Origin of the sequence: Actinomadura gamaensis (assembly GCF_042652125.1) — a bacterium.
In the GTDB taxonomy this organism is placed as follows: Bacteria; Actinomycetota; Actinomycetes; order Streptosporangiales; family Streptosporangiaceae; genus Spirillospora; species Spirillospora gamaensis.
On sequence record NZ_JBHSIT010000013.1, the window covers coordinates 21,893 to 43,845 of the forward strand.

General features: G+C 71.7%; 18 protein-coding genes. 14 read left to right on the forward strand and 4 right to left on the reverse strand.

The window, feature by feature from the left end; all coding sequences use genetic code 11:
* Positions 1-27: 27 nt before the first annotated feature.
* The 4 genes from ACFPCY_RS35410 to ACFPCY_RS35425 all read right to left on the reverse strand — a co-directional run bounded on the left by ACFPCY_RS35410 (position 28) and on the right by ACFPCY_RS35425 (position 5,442).
* Complete coding sequence (locus tag ACFPCY_RS35410) at positions 28-1,401, reverse strand: threonine/serine exporter family protein (RefSeq protein ID WP_378262756.1); 1,374 nt, start codon at positions 1,399-1,401, stop codon at positions 28-30.
* A gap of 43 nt (positions 1,402-1,444) precedes the next feature.
* Positions 1,445-4,195 (reverse strand): glycoside hydrolase family 95 protein, encoded by a 2,751-nt coding sequence (locus ACFPCY_RS35415; protein ID WP_378262758.1) that lies wholly within the window; start codon positions 4,193-4,195, stop codon positions 1,445-1,447.
* Between the two features lie 207 nt (positions 4,196-4,402).
* The gene (locus tag ACFPCY_RS35420) at positions 4,403-4,726 is read right to left on the reverse strand and encodes an L-rhamnose mutarotase (RefSeq protein ID WP_378262760.1); all 324 of its coding nucleotides are present in this window, start codon (positions 4,724-4,726) and stop codon (positions 4,403-4,405) included.
* Complete coding sequence (locus tag ACFPCY_RS35425) at positions 4,726-5,442, reverse strand: FadR/GntR family transcriptional regulator (RefSeq protein WP_378262762.1); 717 nt, start codon at positions 5,440-5,442, stop codon at positions 4,726-4,728. Before ACFPCY_RS35425 ends, ACFPCY_RS35420 begins: the two co-directional genes overlap by 1 nt.
* Before the next feature lie 173 nt (positions 5,443-5,615).
* Between ACFPCY_RS35425 and ACFPCY_RS35430 the strand changes: the two genes are divergently transcribed.
* From ACFPCY_RS35430 to ACFPCY_RS35495, 14 genes are all read left to right on the forward strand, one after another.
* On the forward strand, positions 5,616-6,467 hold the full coding sequence (locus tag ACFPCY_RS35430) for a fumarylacetoacetate hydrolase family protein (protein WP_378262764.1): 852 nt from the start codon (positions 5,616-5,618) through the stop codon (positions 6,465-6,467).
* Positions 6,464-7,747 carry an enolase C-terminal domain-like protein gene (locus ACFPCY_RS35435; RefSeq protein WP_378262766.1) on the forward strand — a complete coding sequence of 428 codons (1,284 nt, stop codon included), beginning with the start codon at positions 6,464-6,466 and terminating at the stop codon, positions 7,745-7,747. The genes ACFPCY_RS35430 and ACFPCY_RS35435 overlap by 4 nt, the downstream gene beginning before the upstream one ends.
* Positions 7,747-8,496, forward strand: a complete 750-nt coding sequence (locus tag ACFPCY_RS35440; RefSeq protein WP_378262768.1) for an SDR family NAD(P)-dependent oxidoreductase — start codon at positions 7,747-7,749, stop codon at positions 8,494-8,496. Before ACFPCY_RS35435 ends, ACFPCY_RS35440 begins: the two co-directional genes overlap by 1 nt.
* A gap of 70 nt (positions 8,497-8,566) precedes the next feature.
* A complete protein-coding gene (locus tag ACFPCY_RS35445) occupies positions 8,567-9,613 on the forward strand; it encodes a sugar ABC transporter substrate-binding protein (protein WP_378262770.1) in 1,047 nt (348 codons plus the stop codon).
* Positions 9,613-11,148, forward strand: coding sequence for a sugar ABC transporter ATP-binding protein (locus tag ACFPCY_RS35450; protein WP_378262772.1), 1,536 nt, complete (start codon positions 9,613-9,615; stop codon positions 11,146-11,148). The genes ACFPCY_RS35445 and ACFPCY_RS35450 overlap by 1 nt, the downstream gene beginning before the upstream one ends.
* Positions 11,148-12,248, forward strand: a complete 1,101-nt coding sequence (locus tag ACFPCY_RS35455; RefSeq protein ID WP_378262774.1) for an ABC transporter permease — start codon at positions 11,148-11,150, stop codon at positions 12,246-12,248. The genes ACFPCY_RS35450 and ACFPCY_RS35455 overlap by 1 nt, the downstream gene beginning before the upstream one ends.
* A 31-nt stretch (positions 12,249-12,279) precedes the next feature.
* Positions 12,280-13,185 carry an aldo/keto reductase gene (locus tag ACFPCY_RS35460; RefSeq protein ID WP_378262776.1) on the forward strand — a complete coding sequence of 302 codons (906 nt, stop codon included), beginning with the start codon at positions 12,280-12,282 and terminating at the stop codon, positions 13,183-13,185.
* 59 nt (positions 13,186-13,244) lie between these two features.
* Positions 13,245-14,054 (forward strand): amidohydrolase family protein, encoded by an 810-nt coding sequence (locus ACFPCY_RS35465; RefSeq protein WP_378262778.1) that lies wholly within the window; start codon positions 13,245-13,247, stop codon positions 14,052-14,054.
* Positions 14,055-14,061: 7 nt separating this feature from the next.
* Positions 14,062-14,766 (forward strand): (Fe-S)-binding protein, encoded by a 705-nt coding sequence (locus tag ACFPCY_RS35470; RefSeq protein WP_378262780.1) that lies wholly within the window; start codon positions 14,062-14,064, stop codon positions 14,764-14,766.
* Positions 14,763-16,175, forward strand: a complete 1,413-nt coding sequence (locus ACFPCY_RS35475; protein ID WP_378262782.1) for a lactate utilization protein B — start codon at positions 14,763-14,765, stop codon at positions 16,173-16,175. The genes ACFPCY_RS35470 and ACFPCY_RS35475 overlap by 4 nt, the downstream gene beginning before the upstream one ends.
* Positions 16,172-16,768, forward strand: a complete 597-nt coding sequence (locus ACFPCY_RS35480) for a LutC/YkgG family protein (RefSeq protein WP_378262784.1) — start codon at positions 16,172-16,174, stop codon at positions 16,766-16,768. The genes ACFPCY_RS35475 and ACFPCY_RS35480 overlap by 4 nt, the downstream gene beginning before the upstream one ends.
* A 182-nt stretch (positions 16,769-16,950) precedes the next feature.
* Complete coding sequence (locus tag ACFPCY_RS35485; protein WP_378262786.1) at positions 16,951-18,810, forward strand: alpha-L-fucosidase; 1,860 nt, start codon at positions 16,951-16,953, stop codon at positions 18,808-18,810.
* Between the two features lie 144 nt (positions 18,811-18,954).
* Positions 18,955-21,174, forward strand: coding sequence for a RecQ family ATP-dependent DNA helicase (locus ACFPCY_RS35490; protein WP_378262788.1), 2,220 nt, complete (start codon positions 18,955-18,957; stop codon positions 21,172-21,174).
* A 101-nt stretch (positions 21,175-21,275) separates the two neighbouring features.
* Positions 21,276-21,938 carry an HAD family hydrolase gene (locus tag ACFPCY_RS35495; protein ID WP_378262790.1) on the forward strand — a complete coding sequence of 221 codons (663 nt, stop codon included), beginning with the start codon at positions 21,276-21,278 and terminating at the stop codon, positions 21,936-21,938.
* Positions 21,939-21,953 lie beyond the last annotated feature (15 nt).

Consider the following 21,953-nt stretch of genomic DNA (forward strand, 5'->3'; position numbering starts at 1 on the left):
CAGCGCCTCCGACAATTCCCGCCGGGGTCAGAAACCGCGCGTCCGGCGCGCGGCGGGACGGGCCCAGCGCCCGGACGCGCTCAGCCCGACGCTCTGGAACGCCCGGACGAGTTCACCGCCGAGGTTGACGCCCGCGCCGAGCGCCAGCGCGACCGACAGCGCCGCGACCAGGCTCAGCGCCCCCTGCTGCGCGGCCCCGGTGTTCAGCTCGACCATGCCGCGATAAAGGAGCGTTCCAGGCAGCAGCGGCGAGATCGCCGGGACGATGTATGGCAGCGACGGAGCGTGCCTGCGCCGCGCGAGCATGCTCCCGAGCATCCCGACGATGACGGCCGACACCGCCGACGCCAGGACGGGCGTGACCTCCCAGTTCAGCAGTAGCGCGTACAGGACCCAGATGAGTCCGCCGCTCACCCCGGCCGGGATCAGCACGTCGCGCGGGACGGCCAGGCAGACCGCGAACGTCAGCGCCACCACCGCCGCCGCGAGGACCGGGAGGGGCTTCAGTAGCGCCGGGGACACCGGAAGGTGCCCGACGTTGATGTCCACGTTCAGCCGGACGGCCGTGTAGACGACGACGCCGAGCCCCGCGACGATCGCGGCGATGATGAAGAAGACCTCCAGCAGCCGCGCCCCGGCGCTGACCAGGTCGCCGGTGATGCCGTCCTGGATGGACGCGACGAGCGGGCGGCCCGGCAGCAGCGCCAGGATCGCGCCGGTCACGATCGTGGAGGCGTGCCCCTGGTGGCCCGCCGCGACGACCAGCGCGGCGGCCGTCGCGGCGATCGCCGCGGCCACCGTGTTCTGGAAGAACTCCGCGATGCCGCGGCGGGCGAGCGCCGCCGCGGCGCGGTCCCCGAACAGCGTCGCCACGAACGCCGTCGCCGCGACGAGCGGCCCGCCGCCGACCAGGATCGACGCCGACCCCGCGATCAGACCGAGGCAGACCACCATCAGCCAGGGCGGATACGGCGCGCGTCCGCGCTTGATGTCGTGCAGCCGCCGCAGCGCGTCGTCCAGCGCCAGCATCCCGATGGACGCCTCCTGGACGAGCTTGTGCAGCTCGGTCAGCCGCCAGTAGGCCGGGGTGCGGCGCCGGATGGACCGCGCGCCGGTGACCGGCGGCGCGCCGTTGCCCGGATGCGCCGACACCAGCAGGCTCGTGAAGGTGACCTGGACCTCGGCGCGCGGCAGCTCGTAGGCGACCGCGAGGCTCAGCATCGCCTCGTTCACCCGCTCGGTGGACTCGCCGCTCGCCAGCAGCAGCTCGCCCACGCGCAGCGTCAGCCCGATCGCCCTGGGGTCGAAGGTGTCCGCGGGCTCGTCCTCGGGCGGTTCGGGCGGCGTCCCGTCCATGAGGACCTGCCAGCTCCGCCGGACCCGCTCCACGGTACGACCCATGCCCGTACAAACCCTCCCGCCCGCGACCAACCTCGCACGCAGGCTACCCAGGCCCCATGCGTGCTATACCGCCCCGGGTGCCCCAAACGGAAAACCGGTAACGGTGATTCGAGCGTGCCCGGAACCCGATCGCCTCCGGGCCCCGCCGCGTCCCGAACGTTGCGCCGTCCGCTGGGTCGATGTCTTCGGTGCTCGCCGTGTGGACGGCTCGGTCGGCCGTCGTTACGCGGACGCGGAAGTCGGTGGCGAACATCTGGCTCGCGACGGTCAGCTCTCCGTCGCGGCCGGTCAGAAGGGTGATCTCGACGGCGCGACCGTCGCGCCACGTCACGTCCACGGTGACGTCGCCTCGCGCGCGCAGGCCCGCGACCGCTCCGTCCGGCCAGCAGGAGGGCAGCGCCGGGAGAACGTCGATCACGCCGTGGTGGGACTGGAGGAGCATCTCCGCGATCCCGGCCGTCGCGCCGAGGTTGCCGTCGATCTGGAACGGCGGATGGGTGTCCCAGAAGTTCGGCAGGGTGGACTCGCGGAGCTGCCGGGCCAGCGTCCGGTGCGCGCGGTCGCCGTTCCGCAGCCGCGCCCAGAAGTTGGTCTTCCACGCCTTCGACCAGCCCGGACCGCCGTCGCCGCGCGCGGTTAGAGATACCTCGGCGGCCTTCGCCTCGGGCGTACCGGGCTTGATCTGCCGTCCGGGGAACAGCGCGAACAGGTGGGACGCGTGCCGGTGCCGGTCGGACGGGTCGTCCAGGTCCCGCTTCCACTCCTGGAGCTGGCCCCAGGAGCCGACGCGGAGGCCGGTGTCCAGCCTGACCAGCGTCTCCGCGATTTCTTCGCGGAATTCGGGATCGACACCCAACGTTCCGGCGGCCTCACTCGTGTTTATGAGTAGGTCCCGGACGATCTGCTGGGACATCGCGGGACCGGCGGAGAAGTCGCCGTGCTCGGGAGAGTAGCCGGGCGAGACCACCAGCGTTCCGTCGCGGGGATCGGGGCGCAGGTTGTCGAGCCAGAACTCGGCCGCCTCCCGCATCGCGGGATACGCGGTCGTCCGCAGATAGGAGGGGTCCGCTGTGAAGAGGTAGCGCTCGTAGAGCTGCCGCGTGAGCCAGGCCGCCGCCTCGGGGAACCAGAACGCGGTCGCCCAGTCGTGCACGCCCGTGAACCCGAACGGGTTCGTCTCGTTGTGGACGACCCAGCCCCGCGTCCCGAACAACTCGCGCGCGGTCACCCGGCCGGGCTCGCGCAGCCCGTCCACGAACGCGTCATGCGCCCCCGCGGTCTCGTCGAGATTCGTCGTCTCCGCAGGCCAGTAGTTCATCTGGAGGTTGATATTGGTGTGATAGTCGGCGCTCCACGGCGGCTGCACCAGCCCGTTCCACACACCCTGGAGATTGGCCGGCAACGACCCGTCGCGCGAAGACGCGATGAGCAGGTAACGCCCGTAAGCGAAGAACAGCGCCTCCAACTCCCGATCCGAGGCGCCGTCACCCTGCCCGTAGGACGCCAGCAGCCGATCAGTGGGGAGGCCGCTGCGGGGCGGCCGGGGCGGCCGGGGCGCGGACGGAGCAGCGGCGCGAGGGGCCGCTGTATCGGACGACGCGAGGGAGGTAGGTGAGCTGGAACTTGGTCGGTGCTCACGTCCGCCGGGAGAAGGTGGCGCGCTCTGGAGATCGTCGGCGCTCAGGGAAAGAGTGACGCGATCGAAAAGGCGGCGATGGTCGCGAACATGCTCGGCACGCAGCCGCGCGTAAATGCCGACCCGCCCCGCCTGAGCCGTGACATCGGCGTCGCCTCGCCCCAGGTGCCCGTCGGCTCGCCTCGCGTGCAGGTCGGCTCGCCCCGTGTGCGGGTCGGCTTGGTCCGCGTGCGGGTCGCCTCGCCCCGCGTGCGGGTCGGCTCGCCCTACGTGCAGGTCGGCTTGTCCCGCGTGCGGAGGGGTGTCGGCTCGCCCCGTGTGCGGAGGGGGGTCGGCTTGGTCTGCGTGGGGTGGGGGGCTGGCTTGGCCGGCGGGGTGGAGGGCGGCGTCGACGGCCTTCGTGACTCGGGCGTGGGGGCCGTCGCCGCGGTAAGCCGGGTAGGCGTTGGCGTAGTCGGTGGCCGCCGAGAGGACGAGCAGCGCGCTGTTCGCGCCGGTGACGGTGACTTCGCCGTCGCCGTCCAGGCGGGTGCCGCCCTCGGTCACGACCTGGATCTGGAGTTCGAAGCGCAGGCCGTTGTCGGCGAGCGCGCCCCGGACGGTCAGGCGGCCGTCCCGGACGGAGATCGTCTGGTCGTCGCGCGGTGAGGTCTCGCGCAGCGTGAACGAGACCGCGCCGGGTGCGTCGGCGCTCAGCCGTCCGACGACCACGTTCGCCGGATGTGAGGCGAAGTATTCGCGCTGGTGACGCACGCCGTCCGAGAGGTAGGAGACCCGGGCCGTGGCGTCCGCGAGATCCAGCTCGCGCCGGTACTGCGCCGCCGCGGAGTGAGGGAAGAGGAGGTGAAGGGTGCCGAGGGGCTGGTAGGAGCCGTAGCCGGTGCGGGGGCGGCCCAGGTGGGCCGCGACCTCGTCGGGCGAGAGGTGCTGCTTCTCGTCGAGAAGGCGTTGGACGGTGCGGAGGGCGTCCGGTCGGTGCCGGTTGCCGAAGTCGTAGCCCTCGCGGGAACCCGGCCCGCCGGTCCAGAGCGTCTTCTCGTTGAGGAGGAGACATTCGGCCTGGACGCCGCCGAAGACGCTCGCGCCGAGCGCGCCGTTGCCGATGGGCAGCGACTCGCTCTCCCAGTCGGTGGCAGGGGAGTCGTACCAGAGCTTCATGCGGCGGTACCGATGATCCTTCGAAGCGGGGAGGAGAGCCTGCACGGAGCGCCGGCCAGCGGAGGCGCCTGCCAGGCGAGCGGGTCGGCGGAGGTGCCTGGCAGGCCGAGCGGGTCGGCGGAGGTGCCTGGCAGGCCGAGCGGGTCGGCGGAGGTGGCTGGCAGGCCGAGCGGGTCGGCGGAGGTGGCTGGCAGGGGAGCGGGTCGGTCATGCGATGGGTGGGAGGTGCCAGACGGTGGGGAGGCCGGCGGTCGCGCCGGATGCGGAGTAGTCGTGGACGACGTCCAGGTAGCCCGCCATGCGGGCCTGCCAGGCGATGTTCACCGGGAGGTCCTCCAGGGCGGCCAGGAGCGCCGGGTAGTCGTCGCAGTCGATGACGTGGAAGAGGTCGAGGCCGCTGCGCCAGATCGTCCATTCGTGGGCGCCGGCGGCGCGGATGGCGGCGGTCAGCTCCTCCGGGACCTCGCGGTGCGCCTGTTCGTAGGCGCGTTCGGCGCCGGGCTTCAGGCGGGTGTGCAGGGCGATGCGCATCATTGCTCCTCGGGTTCGGCGTCGGCCTGGCGGCGCGCCCAGTCCTCGACGGCGCCGATGTGGACGGCGGCGGCGGTGCGGGCGGCCTCGGGGTCCCGTTCGGTGAGCGCGCGGTAGATGGCGTCGTGCTCGTGGAAGGTGCGCGTGAAGGCGTTGGCCTCCTGGAGGCCGCGCCAGACGCGGGCGCGGAAGGTGCGGGTGTTCAGCCCGCGCAGGATGGCGGCGAGCACCGGGTTCCCGGCGGCCTCGTTGATGATCCGGTGGAACTCCATGTCGTGCCCGACGATCTCCTCGGAGTCCACGCCGCGTTCCATCGCGCGCATCTCGGCGCGCAGCAGCGCGAGGCCCGCCTCGTCGATGCGCGCGGCGGCGGTCGCGGTGGCGGCCGGTTCGAGGATCTTGCGGACCTGGACCAGGTGCAGCAGCGTCCGGCCGCGGGACATCTCGGCCACCGCGCCGAACGTCTCCAGCAGGTCGTCCGGGCTGAGCCGGGTCACGTAGACGCCGGCGCCGTGCCGGGCGTCCAGGACGCCGAGCGTGGTCAGCGCGCGGATCGCCTCGCGCATCGAGCTGCGGGAGAGCCCGAGCTCGGCGGCCAGCTCGCGCTCGGTCGGCAGCCGCTGGCCCGGAAGCAGCTCCCCGGCGGCGAGCTTGGCCTTGATCTGCGCGATCGCCCGCTCGGTGACGGTGGTCCTGGCCGTCGTCTCCTCGGTCACGCGTGGTTCTCCCTTCCCCCGATGCCGGGACCATCCTGATCTGGTCGGACCAATCAACGCAAGTAACGACTTCATTACGAGGTATTGCCAGCACCCACCGGACGAGTGGTCTGATGACTTCACGATTGGTCGGATGAATCACCAGCAAGATCGAGAACGAGGGGGACGCCTCAGTGAAGCTGCTGCGCGTGGGACCGGCCGGCGCCGAGCGGCCCGCGGTCCTGGCCGGGGACGGCACGGTGCGCGACCTGTCCGGGATCACCGCCGACATCGACGCCGCCTTCCTCGCCGGGGACGGCCTCGACCGGGCGCGGAGCGCCCTGGCGGACGGCCGCCTCCCGGTGCTGGACGCCCCCGGACGGGTCGGGCCGCCGCTCGCGCGCCCCGGCAAGATCGTGTGCGTCGGCCTCAACTACCGCGACCACGCCGCCGAGACGGGCGCCGAGCCGCCGGCCGAGCCGGTGCTGTTCATGAAGGCGCCGAACACGGTGGTCGGACCGGACGACGAGGTGCTCGTCCCGCGCGGCAGCGTCAAGACGGACTACGAGGTGGAGCTCGCGGTCGTCATCGGCCGCACCGCCCGCTACCTGGACTCGTCCGAGCGGGCCCGCGAGGTGATCGCCGGGTACGCGATCAGCAACGACGTCTCCGAGCGCGCGTTCCAGCTCGAACGCGGCGGCACCTGGGACAAGGGCAAGTCCTGCGAGACGTTCAACCCGTTCGGCCCGTGGCTGGTCACCGCCGACGAGATCGCCGACCCGGGCGCGCTCCCGCTCCGCCTGTGGGTCAACGGGGAGCTGCGCCAGGACGGCTCGACCAAGGACATGATCTTCGGGATCGAGGACGTCGTCCGGTACATCAGCCGGTTCATGGTGCTGGAACCCGGCGACGTGATCAACACCGGCACCCCGGCGGGCGTCGCGATGGGCCGTCCCGGCGAGCCGTACCTGCGCGCCGGCGACGTCGTGGAGGTCGAGATCGAGGGCCTCGGACGCCAGCGGCAGACGGTCGGGAGCGCCGCGTGAAGATCGTCGCGCTGGAGGCGCACGACGTCCGCTTCCCCACCTCGCGTGAGCTGGACGGCTCGGACGCCATGAACCCCGACCCCGACTACTCGGCCGCCTACGTCGTGCTCCGCACCGACGACGGCCTCGAAGGGCACGGGTTCTGCTTCACCATCGGCCGCGGCAACGACGTGTGCGTGGCCGCGATCGAGGCGCACGCGCCGCTCGTCGTGGGCACCGACCTGGACCTCGGCGACCTCGGCGGGTTCGCGCGGCGGCTCGTCCACGACTCGCAGCTCCGCTGGCTCGGCCCCGAGAAGGGCGCGGTGCACATGGCGGCGGCGGCCGTCGTGAACGCCGCGTTCGACCTGGCCGGACGCGCCGCGGGACTTCCCGTCTGGCGGCTGCTCGCCGAGATGTCGCCTGAGCAGATCGTCGACCTCGCCGACTGGCGCTACCTCACCGACGTCCTCACCCCTGCGCGCGCGTTGGAAATCCTTCAGGACGCCAAGACCGGCCGAGCCGAACGCACGGAAAAGCTGCTCGCGACGGGTTATCCCGCCTACACGACCACGCCCGGCTGGCTTGGCTACAGCGACGAGAAGCTCGTCCGCCTCGCGCGCGAGGCCGTCGCGGACGGTTTCACCCAGATCAAGCTGAAGGTCGGCGCGAACCTCGACGACGACATCCGCCGCATGCGTCTCGCGCGCGAGGCGGTCGGCCCGGACATCCGGATCGCCGTCGACGCGAACCAGCGCTGGGACGTCGGTCCCGCGATCGAGTGGACCAAGGCCCTCGCGCCCTACGGCGTGTACTGGATCGAGGAGCCCACCAGCCCCGACGACGTGCTCGGGCACGCGGCCGTCCGGCGCGCGGTCGCCCCGGTGAAGGTCGCGACCGGCGAGCACATCGCGAACCGGGTCATGGTCAAGCAGATGCTCCAGGCGGGCGCCCTGGACGTGCTGCAGATCGACGCCTGCCGGGTCGCGGGCGTCACCGAGAACGTCGCGAACCTGCTGCTCGCGGCCGCGCACGGCGTGCCGGTCTGCCCGCACGCGGGCGGCGTCGGGCTCTGCGAGGCCGTCCAGCACATCTCGATGTTCGACTACGTCGCGGTCAGCGGGACGGCCGACGACCGGGTCATCGAGTACGTGGACCACCTGCACGAGCACTTCACCGATCCGGTCCGGATCGTGAACGGGCGCTACGCCGCGCCCACCGCGCCCGGAATGTCCACCGAGATGCGCGCGGCGAGCCTCGCCGCGCACGCCTTCCCCGACGGCGAGGTCTGGAGGAGCTGATGGAGTTCGACGGGATCAGGGCCATCGTGACCGGCGGCGCGTCCGGCATCGGCCTGGCGACGGCGACGCTGCTGCGCGAGCGCGGGGCGGCGGTCGCCTGCCTGGACGTGAACGACGCGCCCGAGCCGTTCTTCACCGCCAAGGCGGACGTCACCGACGACGCGTCCGTGCGGTCCGCCGTAGCCGCGGCCGTGGAGCACCTCGGCGGACTCGACGTTCTCGTCAACAACGCCGGGATCGGCGCGCAGGGCACCGTGGAGGACAACGACGACGACGAATGGCGACGCGTCCTGGACGTGAACGTCCTCGGCATCGTCCGTGTCACGCGCGCGGCCCTCCCGCACCTGCGCGGGTCGGCGCACGCGGCGGTCGTCAACACGTGCTCCATCGCCGCGACGGCCGGGCTGCCCCAGCGGGCGCTGTACTCGGCGTCCAAGGGCGCGGTCCTGTCGCTGACGCTCGCCATGGCCGCCGACCACGCCCGCGAGGGGATCCGCGTCAACTGCGTCAACCCCGGCACGGTGCACACGCCGTGGATCGGACGGCTGCTCGACAAGGCCCCCGACCCCGACGCCGAACTCGCCGCGCTGAACGCCAGGCAGCCGATCGGCCGCCTCGTCTCCGCCGAGGAGGTCGCCTCCGCGATCGCCTACCTCGCCAGCCCCGCGTCGGGCGCCACGACCGGCGCGTCGCTCGCGGTGGACGGCGGCATGCAGGGCCTCCGGCTCCGTCCCGCGTCCGGCTCCTGAGCCGGCGGCGCGTCCGCCCCCGAGGAGCCGGGCGCGCGACCCACCCCCTTTCCGTGGAGGAGAGTCAACGATGATTCGCAGCAAGATCATGGCCGGGGCCGCCGTCGCGCTGTCGGCCGTCCTGCTCGCGGGCTGCGGCAGCACCAAGGACACCGGTGGTGGCGGCAAGGCCGCCGGGGGGAGCGGGAAGGTGGGCGTGGGCCTGCCCCTGCTGACCTCGCCGTTCTGGCAGTCCTACAACGCCTACGTCCCGCAGATGGCCAGGCAGCAGGGCGTCGAGACGCTGCCGACGGTCAACTCCAACTCCGACCCGACGCAGCAGATCACCGACATCAACAACCTGCTGAACCAGAACGTGAAGGGCCTGGTCGTCGCGCCGCTGGACAGCGCCGCGATCGTGGCCGGGCTGAACCAGGCCGAGCGCAAGGGCGTCCCGGTCGTCGCGGTGGACGTCGCGCCCGACAAGGGCAAGGTCGCGATGGTCGTCCGCGCGAACAACGTCGCCTACGGCGAGAAGGCCTGCAAGTACCTCGGCGACACGGTCAAAAGCGGCAAGGTCGTGCAGATCCAGGGCGACCTCGCCTCGGTGAACGGCCGCGACCGCTCGCAGGCGTTCAGCGACTGCATGAAGAAAAACTACCCGCAGGTCAAGGTGCTGGAGATCCCGGCCGAGTGGAAGTCGGAGAAGGCCGCGTCCGGGCTGGACGCCGTCCTCAACGGCAACCCCGACCTCAAGGGCGTCTACATGCAGGCGGGCGGCGTGTACCTCGCGCCGACGCTCCAGGCCCTGCGCAGCAAGGGGATGCTGCACCCGGCGGGGGACCCGAAGCACATCGCGATCGTCTCCAACGACGGCATCCCGCAGGAGTTCGACGCCATCCGCAAGGGCGAGATCGACGCGACCGTTTCCCAGCCCGCCGACGCGTACGCCAAGTGGGGCCTCTACTACATCAAGGCCGCGATGGAGGGGAAGACCTTCCAGCCGGGCAGGACCGACCACGACAGCGAGATCGTCAAGCTGCCCAACGGCCTGCTGGAGGACCAGCTCCCCGCGCCGCTGGTCACCAAGGCCAACGTCGACGACAAGTCGCTGTGGGGCAACACGGTGGGCAAGTGATGGACGCGCCCTCGAACAAGCGCGCCGCGGACGGGCGTGTTCCCGCGGACGGGCGGGCGCCGATCGTGGAGGCCGAGGGCGTCACCAAGAGGTTCGGCTCGACGGTGGCGCTCGCGGACGCCCGGCTGAAGGTGATGCCGGGCGAGTCGCACGCGCTGGTCGGACGCAACGGCGCGGGCAAGTCGACGCTGGTCAACGTGCTGACCGGCATCTTCCCACCGGACGGCGGCGAGGTCCGGTTCGACGGCCGGCCCGCGCCCGCGCCCGGGGACCGGGACGCCTGGCGCGCCCGCGTCGCCTGCGTGTACCAGAAGTCGACGATCATCCCCGAGCTGACCGTCGCGGAGAACCTGTTCCTCAACCGGCAGCCCGGCACGCGCGGCGTGATCGGCTGGAAGCGGATGCGCCGCGAGGCCGCCGACCTGCTGGCGACCTGGGACGTCCAGGTCGATCCGGCCCGGGAGGCGGGGCGTCTCAGCGTCCAGGACCGGCAGTTCGTGGAGATCGCGCGGGCGCTGTCGTTCGGCGCGCGGTTCATCATCCTCGACGAGCCGACCGCGCACCTCGACAACGCCGAGATCGAGCGGCTGTTCGTCCGGATGCGCGCGCTGCGCGAGAGCGGCGTCGCGTTCCTGTTCATCTCGCACCACCTCCAGGAGGTGTACGAGGTGTGCGAGACGGTGACGGTCTTCCGCGACGCCCGCTGGATCGCCACCGCCCCGGTCGCCGACCTGCCGCGCGCCGACCTGGTCGCGGCGATGACCGGCGAGGCGACCGAGCTCGGCCGGGAGGGCGGGCGGCGCGAGCCGGTGACCGCGCCGGTGCGGCTGGCGGTTTCCGGCCTGTCCGGTCCGGGCTTCTCGGACGTGTCGCTGGAGGTGCGGCGCGGCGAGGTGGTCGGGCTGGCGGGCTCGTCCGCGAGCGGGAAGATCGAGCTCGCCGAGACGCTGGTCGGGCTGCGGCGGCCGGCGTCCGGGACGGCCGTTCTGGACGATCGTCCGGTGCCGTTCGGGGACGTCCGGAAGGCGATGGACGCGGGCATCGGGTTCGTCCCGCGCGACCGGCACGCCCAGGGCCTGGTGCCCGAGCTGTCGGTCGGCGAGAACGCCACCATGACCGTCGCCGGGCGGCTCGGACCGTTCGGCGTGGTCAGGCCCGGTCGGCTGCGCGCCGAGGCCGCGGCCGCGATCGGCGACCTGGACATCAAGACCGCGGGGCCGGACCAGCCGGTGAACGGCCTGTCCGGCGGCAACCAGCAGAAGGTCGTGATGGCGCGCGCGCTCGCCACCGACCCGGGCCTGCTGGTGCTGATCAACCCGACCGCCGGGGTGGACGTGAAGTCCAAGGAGGCGCTGCTCGCGGTCGTGGACCGGGTCCGCGCGGACGGCACCGCCGTGATCATCATCTCCGACGAGCTGGACGACCTGCGCCCCTGCGACCGGGTGCTGGTCTTCTTCCACGGCCGGATCACCGCCGCGCATCCCGCCGGCTGGTCCGACCGCGACCTGGTCGCCTCGATCGAGGGAGTGTCCTGATGGCCGACAAGGCCGACATGGCCGGCATGGCTGAGACGGCCCGGACGGCCGGGACGGCCGCCGCCGCGGGCGGGACCGCGCACGGGACCGCGCCGGCGTCCGGGCCGGAGTCGCATGCCGTCCCGCCCGCGCGCGCGGGCGTGCTGCTCCGCCGGGCCCGCGAGTTCGCGCTCGTGCCCGCGCTCGTCGCGCTGGTCGTCCTGGGAGCGGTCGTCAACGACAGCTTCCTCACCCAGCGCAACATCATCTCCATCCTGGGCGCGTCGGCCGCGCTGGCGCTGGTGGTGCTGGCCGAGTCGCTGATCCTGATCACCGGGAAGATCGACCTGTCGCTGGAGTCGACGGTCGGCATCGCGCCCGGAATCGGGGCGCTGCTGGTGATCCCGGCGGCCTCGGCGGGATTCGGCACGAAATGGCCCGCGTGGGCGGGGATCCTGGCGATCTTCGTGGTGGGCGCGGCGGTCGGCGCGTTCAACGGCTTCCTGTCGGTGAAGCTGCGGCTGAACGCGTTCATCGTGTCGCTGGCCATGCTGATCGTCCTGCGCGGCCTGCTGACCGGCGCGACCAAGGGCAAGACGCTGTTCGACATGCCCGACTCGTTCTTCTCCATCGCGAGCACGACGTTCCTGCAGGTCCCGCTGTCGGTGTGGCTGGCGGCGGCGTGCTTCGCGGTGGCCGGTTTCGTGCTGCGCTACCACCGGACGGGACGCGCGCTCTACGCGATCGGCGGCAATCCCGAGGCGGCGCGCGCGGCGGGCATCCGGGTCGAGCGGGTGACCTTCGCGGTCTACGTGATCGCCGGGGTGCTCGCGGCGGCGGCCGGGCTCTGCCTGACCGGCTACGTCGGCGCGATCAACGCCAACCAGGGGCAGAACATGATCTTCACGGTGATGGCCGCGGCCGTCATCGGCGGGATCTCCATGAACGGCGGCAAGGGCACGATGACCGGCGCGATCACCGGCGTGCTGCTGCTCGGCGTGGTGGACAACCTGCTCACGCTGGCGCAGGTCGCCTCCTTCTGGAAGCAGGCGATCTATGGTGCGATCATCCTGGTCGCGCTGGTGATCTCGCGGGTGACGTCGGGGCAGGCCCAGGAATGAGCCGGTTCGCCGCGAAGGAGGGAGTGTCGGAATGAGGGTTCCGGTCACACCGCTCGCGTTCGGCAGCGCCGCCGTCGGTGGGCTCTATGCCCCGGTGTCGCGGGACGAGGGCGTGCGGACCGTCCGGCGGGCCCTGGACGCCGGGATGCGCTACCTGGACACTGCGCCGCACTATGGCGCGGGCACGTCGGAGCGCATTCTCGGGGAGGCTTTGGCGGACGTCCCGCGCTTATCGTTCACCATTTCGACCAAGGTCGGACGGGTGCTGCGGCCCATGCGTCCCGGCGAGCCCCCGGATTCGGCGGGTTTCGCCGGAGAACCCGCAGTGAAGCGCGAATGGGACTTCACCCGAGACGGCGTGCTGCGCTCGCTGGAATCGTCACTCGAACGGCTCGGCCTCGACCGCGTGGACGTCGTCTACATTCACGACCCGGACGAGCACGAGGCCGAAGTCTACGAGTCGACGTTCCCCGCGCTGGCGGAGCTGCGCGAGCAAGGTGTGGTCGGAGCCATCGGCGCCGGGATGAACCAAGCGGAAATGCTGGCGCGGTTCGTCCGGCGTCTGGATATGGACGTCGTGCTGTGCGCTGGCCGGTACACGCTTCTCGACCGTTCCGCTGAGGCTGAGCTACTGCCTGCGTGCGTGGAGCGAGGGACGTCCGTGGTTGTAGGCGGTGCCTACAATTCGGGGCTTCTCGCCGGCGGGACGACGTACAACTACGAACCCGCCCCCGCCGCCATGCTGGAGCGTGTCGCCGAGTTGGAACGGGTGTGCGCTCGCTACGACGTGCCTTTGCGGGCTGCCGCCTTGCAGTTCCCCCTGCGTCACCCGGCCGTCGAGAGCGTCCTGGTCGGTTGCCGTACGCCCGAGGAGGTCACGGACAACTCTGCTCTGTTCGCTTTGGACGTGCCCGAGGACCTGTGGAAGGAACTCTGATGTCCGGGAGGCAGCTCTGATGTCCGGGAGGCAGCTCTGATGTCCTGGAGGCGGCTCTGATGTTCGACGCTCACCATCACCTCTGGGATACGTCCGTCCGCGACTACGCGTGGATGGACGGTCCCTGGGCAGACCCGTTGCGTGGCCGTTTCGACGTCCCGCGCTACGTGGCGGCTTCAGGCGGGGACGTCACTGGATCGGTAGTTGTGCAGGCCCTTCAAACCGTGGACGAGACCAGGGAACTGCTGGCGCTCGCTGACGGAAACCCCGTCTCGGGTGTCGTCGGCTGGGTGGACCTGACGGCGGAGTCGGTCGCCGAGACGCTGGCCTCGTTTTCCGGGCCGCTTGTAGGAATCCGACACATGGTCCAGGACGAGCCCGATCCCGAGTGGTTGTCCCGTCCGGACGTGCGACGAGGGATCCGGGCTGTGGGCGACGCGGGCCTCGTGTACGACCTGCTGGTCAAGCCTCCGCAGGCGGACGCGGCGCTCGCGGTCGTGCGCGCGCTCCCGGAGGTGTCGTTCGTCCTCGACCATGCCGGCAAGCCGGACATCGCGGGCGGCGCGTGGGACCCGTGGGCGTCGTGGATCAAGGCCATGGCGGCGGCGCCGAACGTGACGGTGAAGCTCTCCGGGCTGGTCACCGAGGCCGCGCCCGGCCGGCGCCCGGACGACGTGCTGCCCTACGCGCGGCACGTCCTGGAGGCGTTCGGGCCGTCCCGGGTGATGTTCGGCTCGGACTGGCCGGTCTGCACGCTCGCGGCGTCCTACCCGCGCGTAGTTGATCTTGTCACCGCTACGCTGGCGGACGAGGACCGCGCCGAGGTTTTCGAGGGAACTGCCCGGCGCGTCTACCGGATCGGGGGGTGACCCGAAGGTGCGCGTCGCGCTTTTCGTGACCTGCGTCAACGACACGCTTTTCCCGGGAACGGGACGGGCGACCGTACGGCTGCTGGAACGGCTCGGCTGCCGCGTCGAGTTTCCCGAGGCCCAGACCTGCTGCGGCCAGATGCACTTCAACACCGGCTACCGCGACGACGCGCGCCCGCTGGCGGAACGGGTCGGGAAGGTGTTCTCCGGCTACGACGCGGTGGTCATGCCGTCCGGCTCGTGCGCGGCGATGGTGCGCGAGTGGTACCCGACGCTCGGCGTAGAGGCGCCCTCCGGCGTGTACGAGCTGACGGAGTTCCTCATGGACGTGCTGAAGGTGGAGGACGTCGGGGCGTACTTCCCGCACACCGTCACCTACCACCCGACGTGCCATTCGCTGCGCTCCCTGCGTTTGGGGGAGCGGCCCTACAAACTGCTCTCCGCGGTTCGCGGACTGACGCTCGTGCCCTTGGGCGGCTCCGACGAGTGCTGCGGCTTCGGCGGGACGTTCTCGCTGAAGAACCCCGCCGTTTCGGCGGCCATGGGAACTGACAAGGTCCGCAACGTGCTGGACACCGGCGCCGAGGTCCTGTGCGCCGCCGACAATTCCTGCCTGATGCACATCGGCGGCACGATGCGTCGCGAACGCGCGGGCGTACGAGTGATGCATCTGGCGCAGATCCTCGCCTCCACAGAGGAGAACCCGGCATGAGCCCCACCTTCGTCGGAATGCCGCCGTTCCCGCAAGCGGCCGGGCGGGCGGTGAACAACGCCCAGCTCCGGCACAACCTGCACAAGGCCACCCACACGATCCGCGACAAGCGCAGGACCGTGGTGGCCGAGCAGCCCGACTGGGTCGCTCTGCGCGCCGCCGGGGCCGCGCTGAAGAACCGCGTCCTCCGGCACCTGGACGACCATCTGGAGCGGCTGGAGAGAGCCGTGGAGCGCGCGGGCGGGCACGTCCACTGGGCCGCCGACGCCGCCGAGGCCAACCGCATCGTCCTCGACCTCGTGCGCGCGACGGGGGAGACTGAGGTCGTCAAGGTCAAATCCATGGCGACGCAGGAGATCGGCCTCAACGAGGCGCTCGCCGAGGCGGGCGTCACCGCCTACGAGACCGACCTCGCGGAGCTGATCGTCCAGCTGGGGGACGACCGGCCCTCGCACATCCTCGTCCCGGCCATCCATCGCAACCGGGCGGAGATCAGGGAGATCTTCCGGCGCGCGATGGCCTCGTGGGGACGTCCCGCCCCCGACGACCTGACGGACGACCCGCGTGCCCTGGCCGAGGCCGCGCGGCTCCACCTGCGCGAACGGTTCCTCTCGGCGAAGGTGGGGATCTCGGGGGCGAACTTCGCCGTCGCCGAGACGGGCACGCTGGTGGTGCTCGAATCCGAGGGCAACGGCCGGATGTGCCTCACGCTGCCCGAAACCCTGATTTCGGTCGTCGGCATCGAGAAGCTCGTGCCCACCTGGCAGGACCTCGAAGTCTTCATGCAGCTGCTCCCGCGCTCCTCCACGGGCGAGCGCATGAACCCGTACACGTCGATGTGGACGGGAGCGGCCGAAGGCCAGGACTTCCATCTGGTGCTCCTGGACAACGGCCGTACGAACGTCCTTGCCGACACCGTGGGGCGCCAGGCGTTGCGCTGCATCCGCTGCTCCGCCTGCCTGAACGTGTGCCCCGTGTACGAGCGCGCGGGAGGCCACGCCTACGGGTCGGTCTATCCCGGCCCCATCGGCGCGATCCTCACCCCCCAACTCCGCGGGTTCGGCTCGGAACTGGACGAGTCGCTTCCGTACGCGTCCACGCTCTGCGGGGCCTGCTACGACGTCTGCCCCGTCGCCATCAACATCCCGGAAGTACTCCTGCACCTGCGCGCGGAAGTCGCGGAGTCGGGCGCGCACAAGGGCGAGAAGCTGGCCATGGGGGCGGCCCGCCGCGTGCTGTCGTCCCCGGGGCTCCTGGCCGCCGGCCAGCGCACCGCGGGCCGCCTCCGGAAACTCACCCCGCGCCGCCTGCCCGGACCGTTGGCCGCCTGGACCGATACCAGGGACATTCCGGCGCCCCCGCCCCAGTCGTTCCGCGACTGGTGGGCCTCCCGGGAGGAGAAGAAGTGAGCTCGCGAGAGAAGATCCTCGCGCGCGTGCGTTCGGCACTGGCCGACATCCCGTCTGCCGAGACACCGGACGACGTGCAGGTACCGCGCGACTACCAGCGCAGCCGTTCCGGCCCCGACCTGGTGGAACTGCTCGTCGACCGGCTCGTGGACTACCGGGCCGTCGTCCACCTCGACCCCTCGGTGGCCGACCTCGCGCGCGTGCGCGGACGGCTCATGGTGCCGTCCGGCGTGCCCGCCGAGTGGCTCACGGGCGTGGACGTCGTGCGCGACGACCCGCCGCTGACACCCACCGAGCTGGACGGCCTGGACGGCGTCATCACCGGCTGCGCTGTCGCGATCGCCGAAACCGGGACGATCGTGCTCGACGCCGGCGAAGACCAAGGCCGCCGTGCCCTGACCCTCGTCCCCGACTACCACCTCTGCGTCGTCCGGCGCGACCAGATCGTCCGGACCGTCCCGGAAGCGCTGGAACGGCTGGTCCCGGCGCGTCCGCTCACCTGGATCAGCGGACCGTCCGCTACGAGCGACATCGAACTCGACCGCGTCGAGGGGGTGCACGGGCCGCGCACCCTGGAAGTCGCCATCCTGTAAGCGCCTCCAGCGTTTCCTGACGCTGACGTGATTCCGCCTACGACCTGACCGGCTTCGCGAACCGGTCATGCCGTCGCGCCCTGTTGCGACGTCTCTTCACCGACCGCGCCGTACGCGGTCCCTCCTGGCTCCCGTACGCCCTCGTACGGGTGAACCTCAAGTCCCCCCGCAAGAGGAGACCCATGCGTCATCCAACGCTGCGCGCGAGCCTGCTCGCCGCCACGACCATGGCCGGACTGGCCGTTCCCGCCACCGCCGCGTCCGCCGGCACTGCCTCCACCCCTGCCGCCGACTGCTCGGGCCCCGTGCGCCCGGCGTCGGTGATGAGGATCGAGGCGTGCGACACGCCCTCCCGGATCATCGACAAGGCGGCCAACATCGTCCCGCGCGCGGGGCAGATCGACTGGCAGCGCAAGGAGGTCACCACATTCACGCACTTCGGCATGGACACCTTCACCAACCGTGAATGGGGCTCCGGCGCCGAGGACGAGGACACGTTCGCACCCGCGAGCATGAACGTCGACCAGTGGATGCGCGCCTACAAGGCGGCCGGTGCCAAGCAGGCGATGTTCACGGTCAAGCACCACGACGGATTCGTCCTCTACCCGACCCGGTACAGCAACCACTCGGTCATCGCCAGTCCATGGTGGGTGCGCACGTCCGGCTGCAAGGCCGCGGACAAGACCAAGGCGGCTCGTGCGCGCGCGGAGGCGGGACGCGACTCCGACCCGTCCGCCTACTGGCAGGTGCGCGCCGCCGGATGCGAGAACAAGCAGGGCGACATCCTGGCCCAGTACGTTCAGGCGGCCCGTCGCGCCGGCCTCAAGGTCGGGATCTACATCTCCCCGGCGGACGGCGCGGAGCTCCCGCGCGCGTGGCACCGCGACTGGGTCAAGCAGATCGTCGCCAAGCACGACGCGGGCCAGTGGCTCAGCATCGAGGAGCAGGCGACCTACGACGACCGGAACCGCGACCCGAGCGGCCAGGGACGTTACGGAAGCGGAAGCGCCGTCGCGCCGCGCACGATCCCGACGCTCGTGAAGAACGACGATCGCGCCAAGGCCGTCGCCAAGGGCGAACTCCCGAGCTTCAAGTTCGCGATGGACGACTACAACGCCTACTACCTGAACCAGCTCTACGAACTGTTCACGCAGTACGGGCCGATCGACGAACTGTGGCTCGACGGAGCCAACCCCTGGTCCGGCGAGGGCATCACCGAGAAATACGACTTCGCCGCCTGGTACCGGCTCATCCACAAACTCTCGCCGAACACGCTCGTCTTCGGCGGTCCCCAGGGTATCCGGTGGATCGGCAACGAGAAGGGCATCGCGCGCGAAACCGAGTGGAGCGTGATGCCCGCCAAGGAGGACCCGGACGTCAGCCACAGCACCTTGCCCTGGGACGACGGCGAAGCCGACCTCGGCTCACGCGCGCGCCTGACGGACCCGGCCACGAAATACCTCCAGTGGTACCCCGGCGAGGCCGACGTCTCGCTGCGTCCCGGGTGGTTCTTCCACCCCGACCAGAAGCCCAAGACCCCGGCGCAGCTCGTCGGCCTGTACGACCAGTCCGTGGGACGGAACGCGTCGCTGCTGCTGAACGTCCCGCCGGGGACGGACGGCCGCGTCGCCGACGAGGACGTGGCGAGCCTCACCTCGTTCGGACGCGCGATCCGGGAGACCTACGGCAGGAACCTCCTCGCGGGCGCGCGTCCCGCGCGGACCGCCCGCGCCCTCACCGACGGCCGGTTCGGCACGTCCTGGCACGGCGGCACCCTGGACCTGCGCGGCCGGACAACCTTCGACCGCATCCGCCTCGGTGAGGACATCACCCGAGGCCAGCACGTCGAGGGCTTCAAGGTCGAGGCGTGGGACGGCTCGGCCTGGAGCACCATCGCGACCGGCACCACGATCGGCTACAGCCGCATCCTGGCGCTGCCCGCTCCGGTGACGGCCTCGTGGCTCCGGGTCACGGTCACGCAGACGCGCGCCACCCCGTACATCACGACCCTCGGCCTCTACCGGACGGCCGCCCCGAGGTAACCGCCACTAAGTGACCTCCGGCTCGCTCGCCCGCCGCCGAACGCGGCGGGCGAGCGCGGCGGGGTGGGCGAGCGCGGTGGCCGAGTTTTCCACAGAACGCGGTTCTATTCGGGGGGCGTCGGCGGCGGCTGGTACCAAGGAGGCATGACTGACGCATCGACGACCGACGCGCTCCGCGACGACGCGGAGCGCTGCCTGCGCGGCCTGGCGGGGGAGAACGCCCGGCTCCGCGACGACCAGTGGACCGCCATCCGCGCGCTGGTCGTCGAACGCCGCCGCGCCCTGGTCGTCCAGCGCACCGGCTGGGGCAAGTCCGCGGTCTACTTTGTCGCCACCCGGCTGCTCCGCGACCGCGGCGCCGGCCCGACGGTGATCGTCTCCCCCCTGCTCGCGCTGATGCGCAACCAGATCGAGGCCGCCGAGCGCGCCGGCATCCGCGCCCGCACCGTCAACTCGGCGAACACCGACGCCTGGGACGCGGTCTTCGCCGAGGTCGAGGCGGGCGAGGTCGACGTCCTGCTGGTCAGCCCCGAACGGCTCAACAACCCCGACTTCCGCGACCAGGTCCTGCCCAAGCTCGCCGCCGGCGCCGGCCTCGTCGTGGTCGACGAGGCGCACTGCATCTCCGACTGGGGCCACGACTTCCGCCCCGACTACCGCCGCCTGCGCACCCTGCTCGCCGATCTCCCGCCCGGCATCCCCGTCCTCGCCACCACCGCCACCGCCAACGCCCGCGTCACCGAGGACGTCGCCGAGCAGCTCGCCGGCGTCCGCCCCGCCGACACCCGGCCCGCCGAGGGGGACGGGCGGGCGGCGGTTTCGGCGGACGCCGCGGCGACGCCGGCCTCGACGGAGGCCGCGGCGGCGACGCTGGCCTCGGAGGGCGCGCTGGTGCTGCGCGGTCCGCTACAGCGCGAGTCGCTGCACCTGTCGGTGGTCGAGCTGCCCTCCGCCGACCAGCGGGTGGCCTGGCTGGGCGAGCAGCTGGAGACGCTGCCGGGCTCCGGCATCGTCTACACCCTCACCGTGGCCGCCGCCCACGAGATCGCCGGCTACCTGCGCGACCGCGGCCACGCCGTCGCCGCCTACTCGGGCCAGACCGACCCCGACGAGCGCCTCCAGGCCGAGCGCGACCTGCTCGACAACAAGCTCAAGGCCCTGATCGCCACCAGCGCCCTCGGCATGGGATTCGACAAGCCCGACCTCGGCTTCATCGTGCACGTGGGCGCGCCCCAGTCGCCCGTCGCCTACTACCAGCAGATCGGCCGCGCGGGCCGCGGCGTCGACCGGGCCGAGGTGATCCTGCTCCCCGGCCGCGAGGACCGCGACATCTGGGCCTACTTCGCCGGCCTGGCCTTCCCGTCCGAGCCGGTCGTCCGCACCACCCTGGACGTCCTGGGCGCCGCGGGCCGGCCGCTGTCCACCTCCGCGCTGGAGCCCATGGTCGACCTCGGCCGCTCCCGCCTGGAGATGATGCTGAAGGTCCTCGACGTGGACGGCGCCGTCCACCGGGTCAAGGGCGGCTGGGAGGCCACCGGCCGTCCCTGGGCCTACGACCGCGCCCGCTACGAGCGCGTCGCGGCCGAGCGCGAGCGCGAGCAGCGCGCGATGCTCGACTACATCGCCACGACCGGCTGCCGCGAGGAGTTCCTCCGCCGCCAGCTCGACGACCCGGCCGCCGCGCCCTGCGGCCGCTGCGACAACTGCACCGGCGTCCACCGCCCGGCCGAGGTCTCCGCCGAGGGCACCGCCGGCGCCCGCGACCGGCTGCGCCGCCCCGGCGTGGACGTCCAGCCCCGCCGCATGTGGCCCACCGGCGTCAAGGACGACCTCGGCGTCTCCGGCCGCATCCCCGCCACCGACCAGGCCGAGGAGGGGCGCGTGCTCGGCCGCCTCACCGACATCGGCTGGGGCAACCGGCTGCGCGTCCTGTTCGCCGACCGGGCTCCCGACACCGACGTCCCGGACGACATGTTCGAGGCCATGGTCAAGGTCCTGGCCGCCTGGAACTGGGAGACCCGCCCCGCCGCCGTGGTCTCCGTCGCCTCCCGGAGCCGTCCCCGGCTGGTCACCAGCCTGGCCACCCGCATCTCCCAGATCGGCCGCCTGCCCTACCTCGGCGAACTCGCCGCCCTGGGCGAGCCGGCCCCGCGCCGCCACAACAGCGCCCAGCGCCTCCGCACCGTCTGGGACGCCCTGACCGTCCCCGCCGAACTGGCCGCCGCCGTCTCCCGAACTCCGGGCCCGATCCTGCTGGTGGACGACCGCATCGACACCGGCTGGACGATGACCGTCGCCGCACGCCTCCTCCGCCAGGCCGGAGCCCCGGCCGTCCTGCCCCTGGCCCTGGCGGTCCCGTCGTGAGGCCCGCATCCGTGCCCGGTCGCCGTCAGGCCGGGAGTCGAACTCGCCGGACGATCAAGGTGATCGTCGGTGGAGGGGGTGGGTGACTGTAGCTTTCCCTCATGGCAAATGACGTTGAACTGGTGATTTTCGACTGTGACGGCGTGCTCGTGGACAGCGAGCCGATCGCGGTGCGGACGCATTCCGCGGTGCTGACCGAGCTGGGCTGGCCGGTCAGCGAGAAGGAGGTGATGGAGCGCTTCGTGGGACGGTCCACCGCGTCCATCAACGAGATGATCGAGGCGCGGCTCGGGCCGGAGCTGACCGTCGAGGCCGAGCGCCGGTTCAAGCGCTTGCACGCCGAGGCGGTGGACGCCGAGCTCGTCACCGTGGAGGGCATCGAGGAGGCGCTGGACGGCATCGGGCTCCCGTTCTGCGTGGCGTCCAGCGGCAGCCACGACAAGATGCGGCACACGCTGGGGCGCACCGGCCTGTACCCGCGTTTCGAAGGGCAGATCTTCAGCGCGACGCAGGTCGCCCGCGGCAAGCCCGAGCCCGACCTCTTCCTGTTCGCCGCGGCGGAGATGGGCGTCACGCCGGAAGCGTGCGTGGTCGTCGAGGACAGCCGGTACGGCATCCAGGCCGCGCGCGCCGCGGGCATGCGCTCGTTCGGCTACGCGGGCGGGCTCACTCCGGCCGAATGGCTGGAAGGCCCCGGAACGGTCGTCTTCGACGACATGCGCAAGCTGCCGGAGCTCATCGAGCAACTGAACCTGCTCGCCTGACCGGGAGTGTCCACA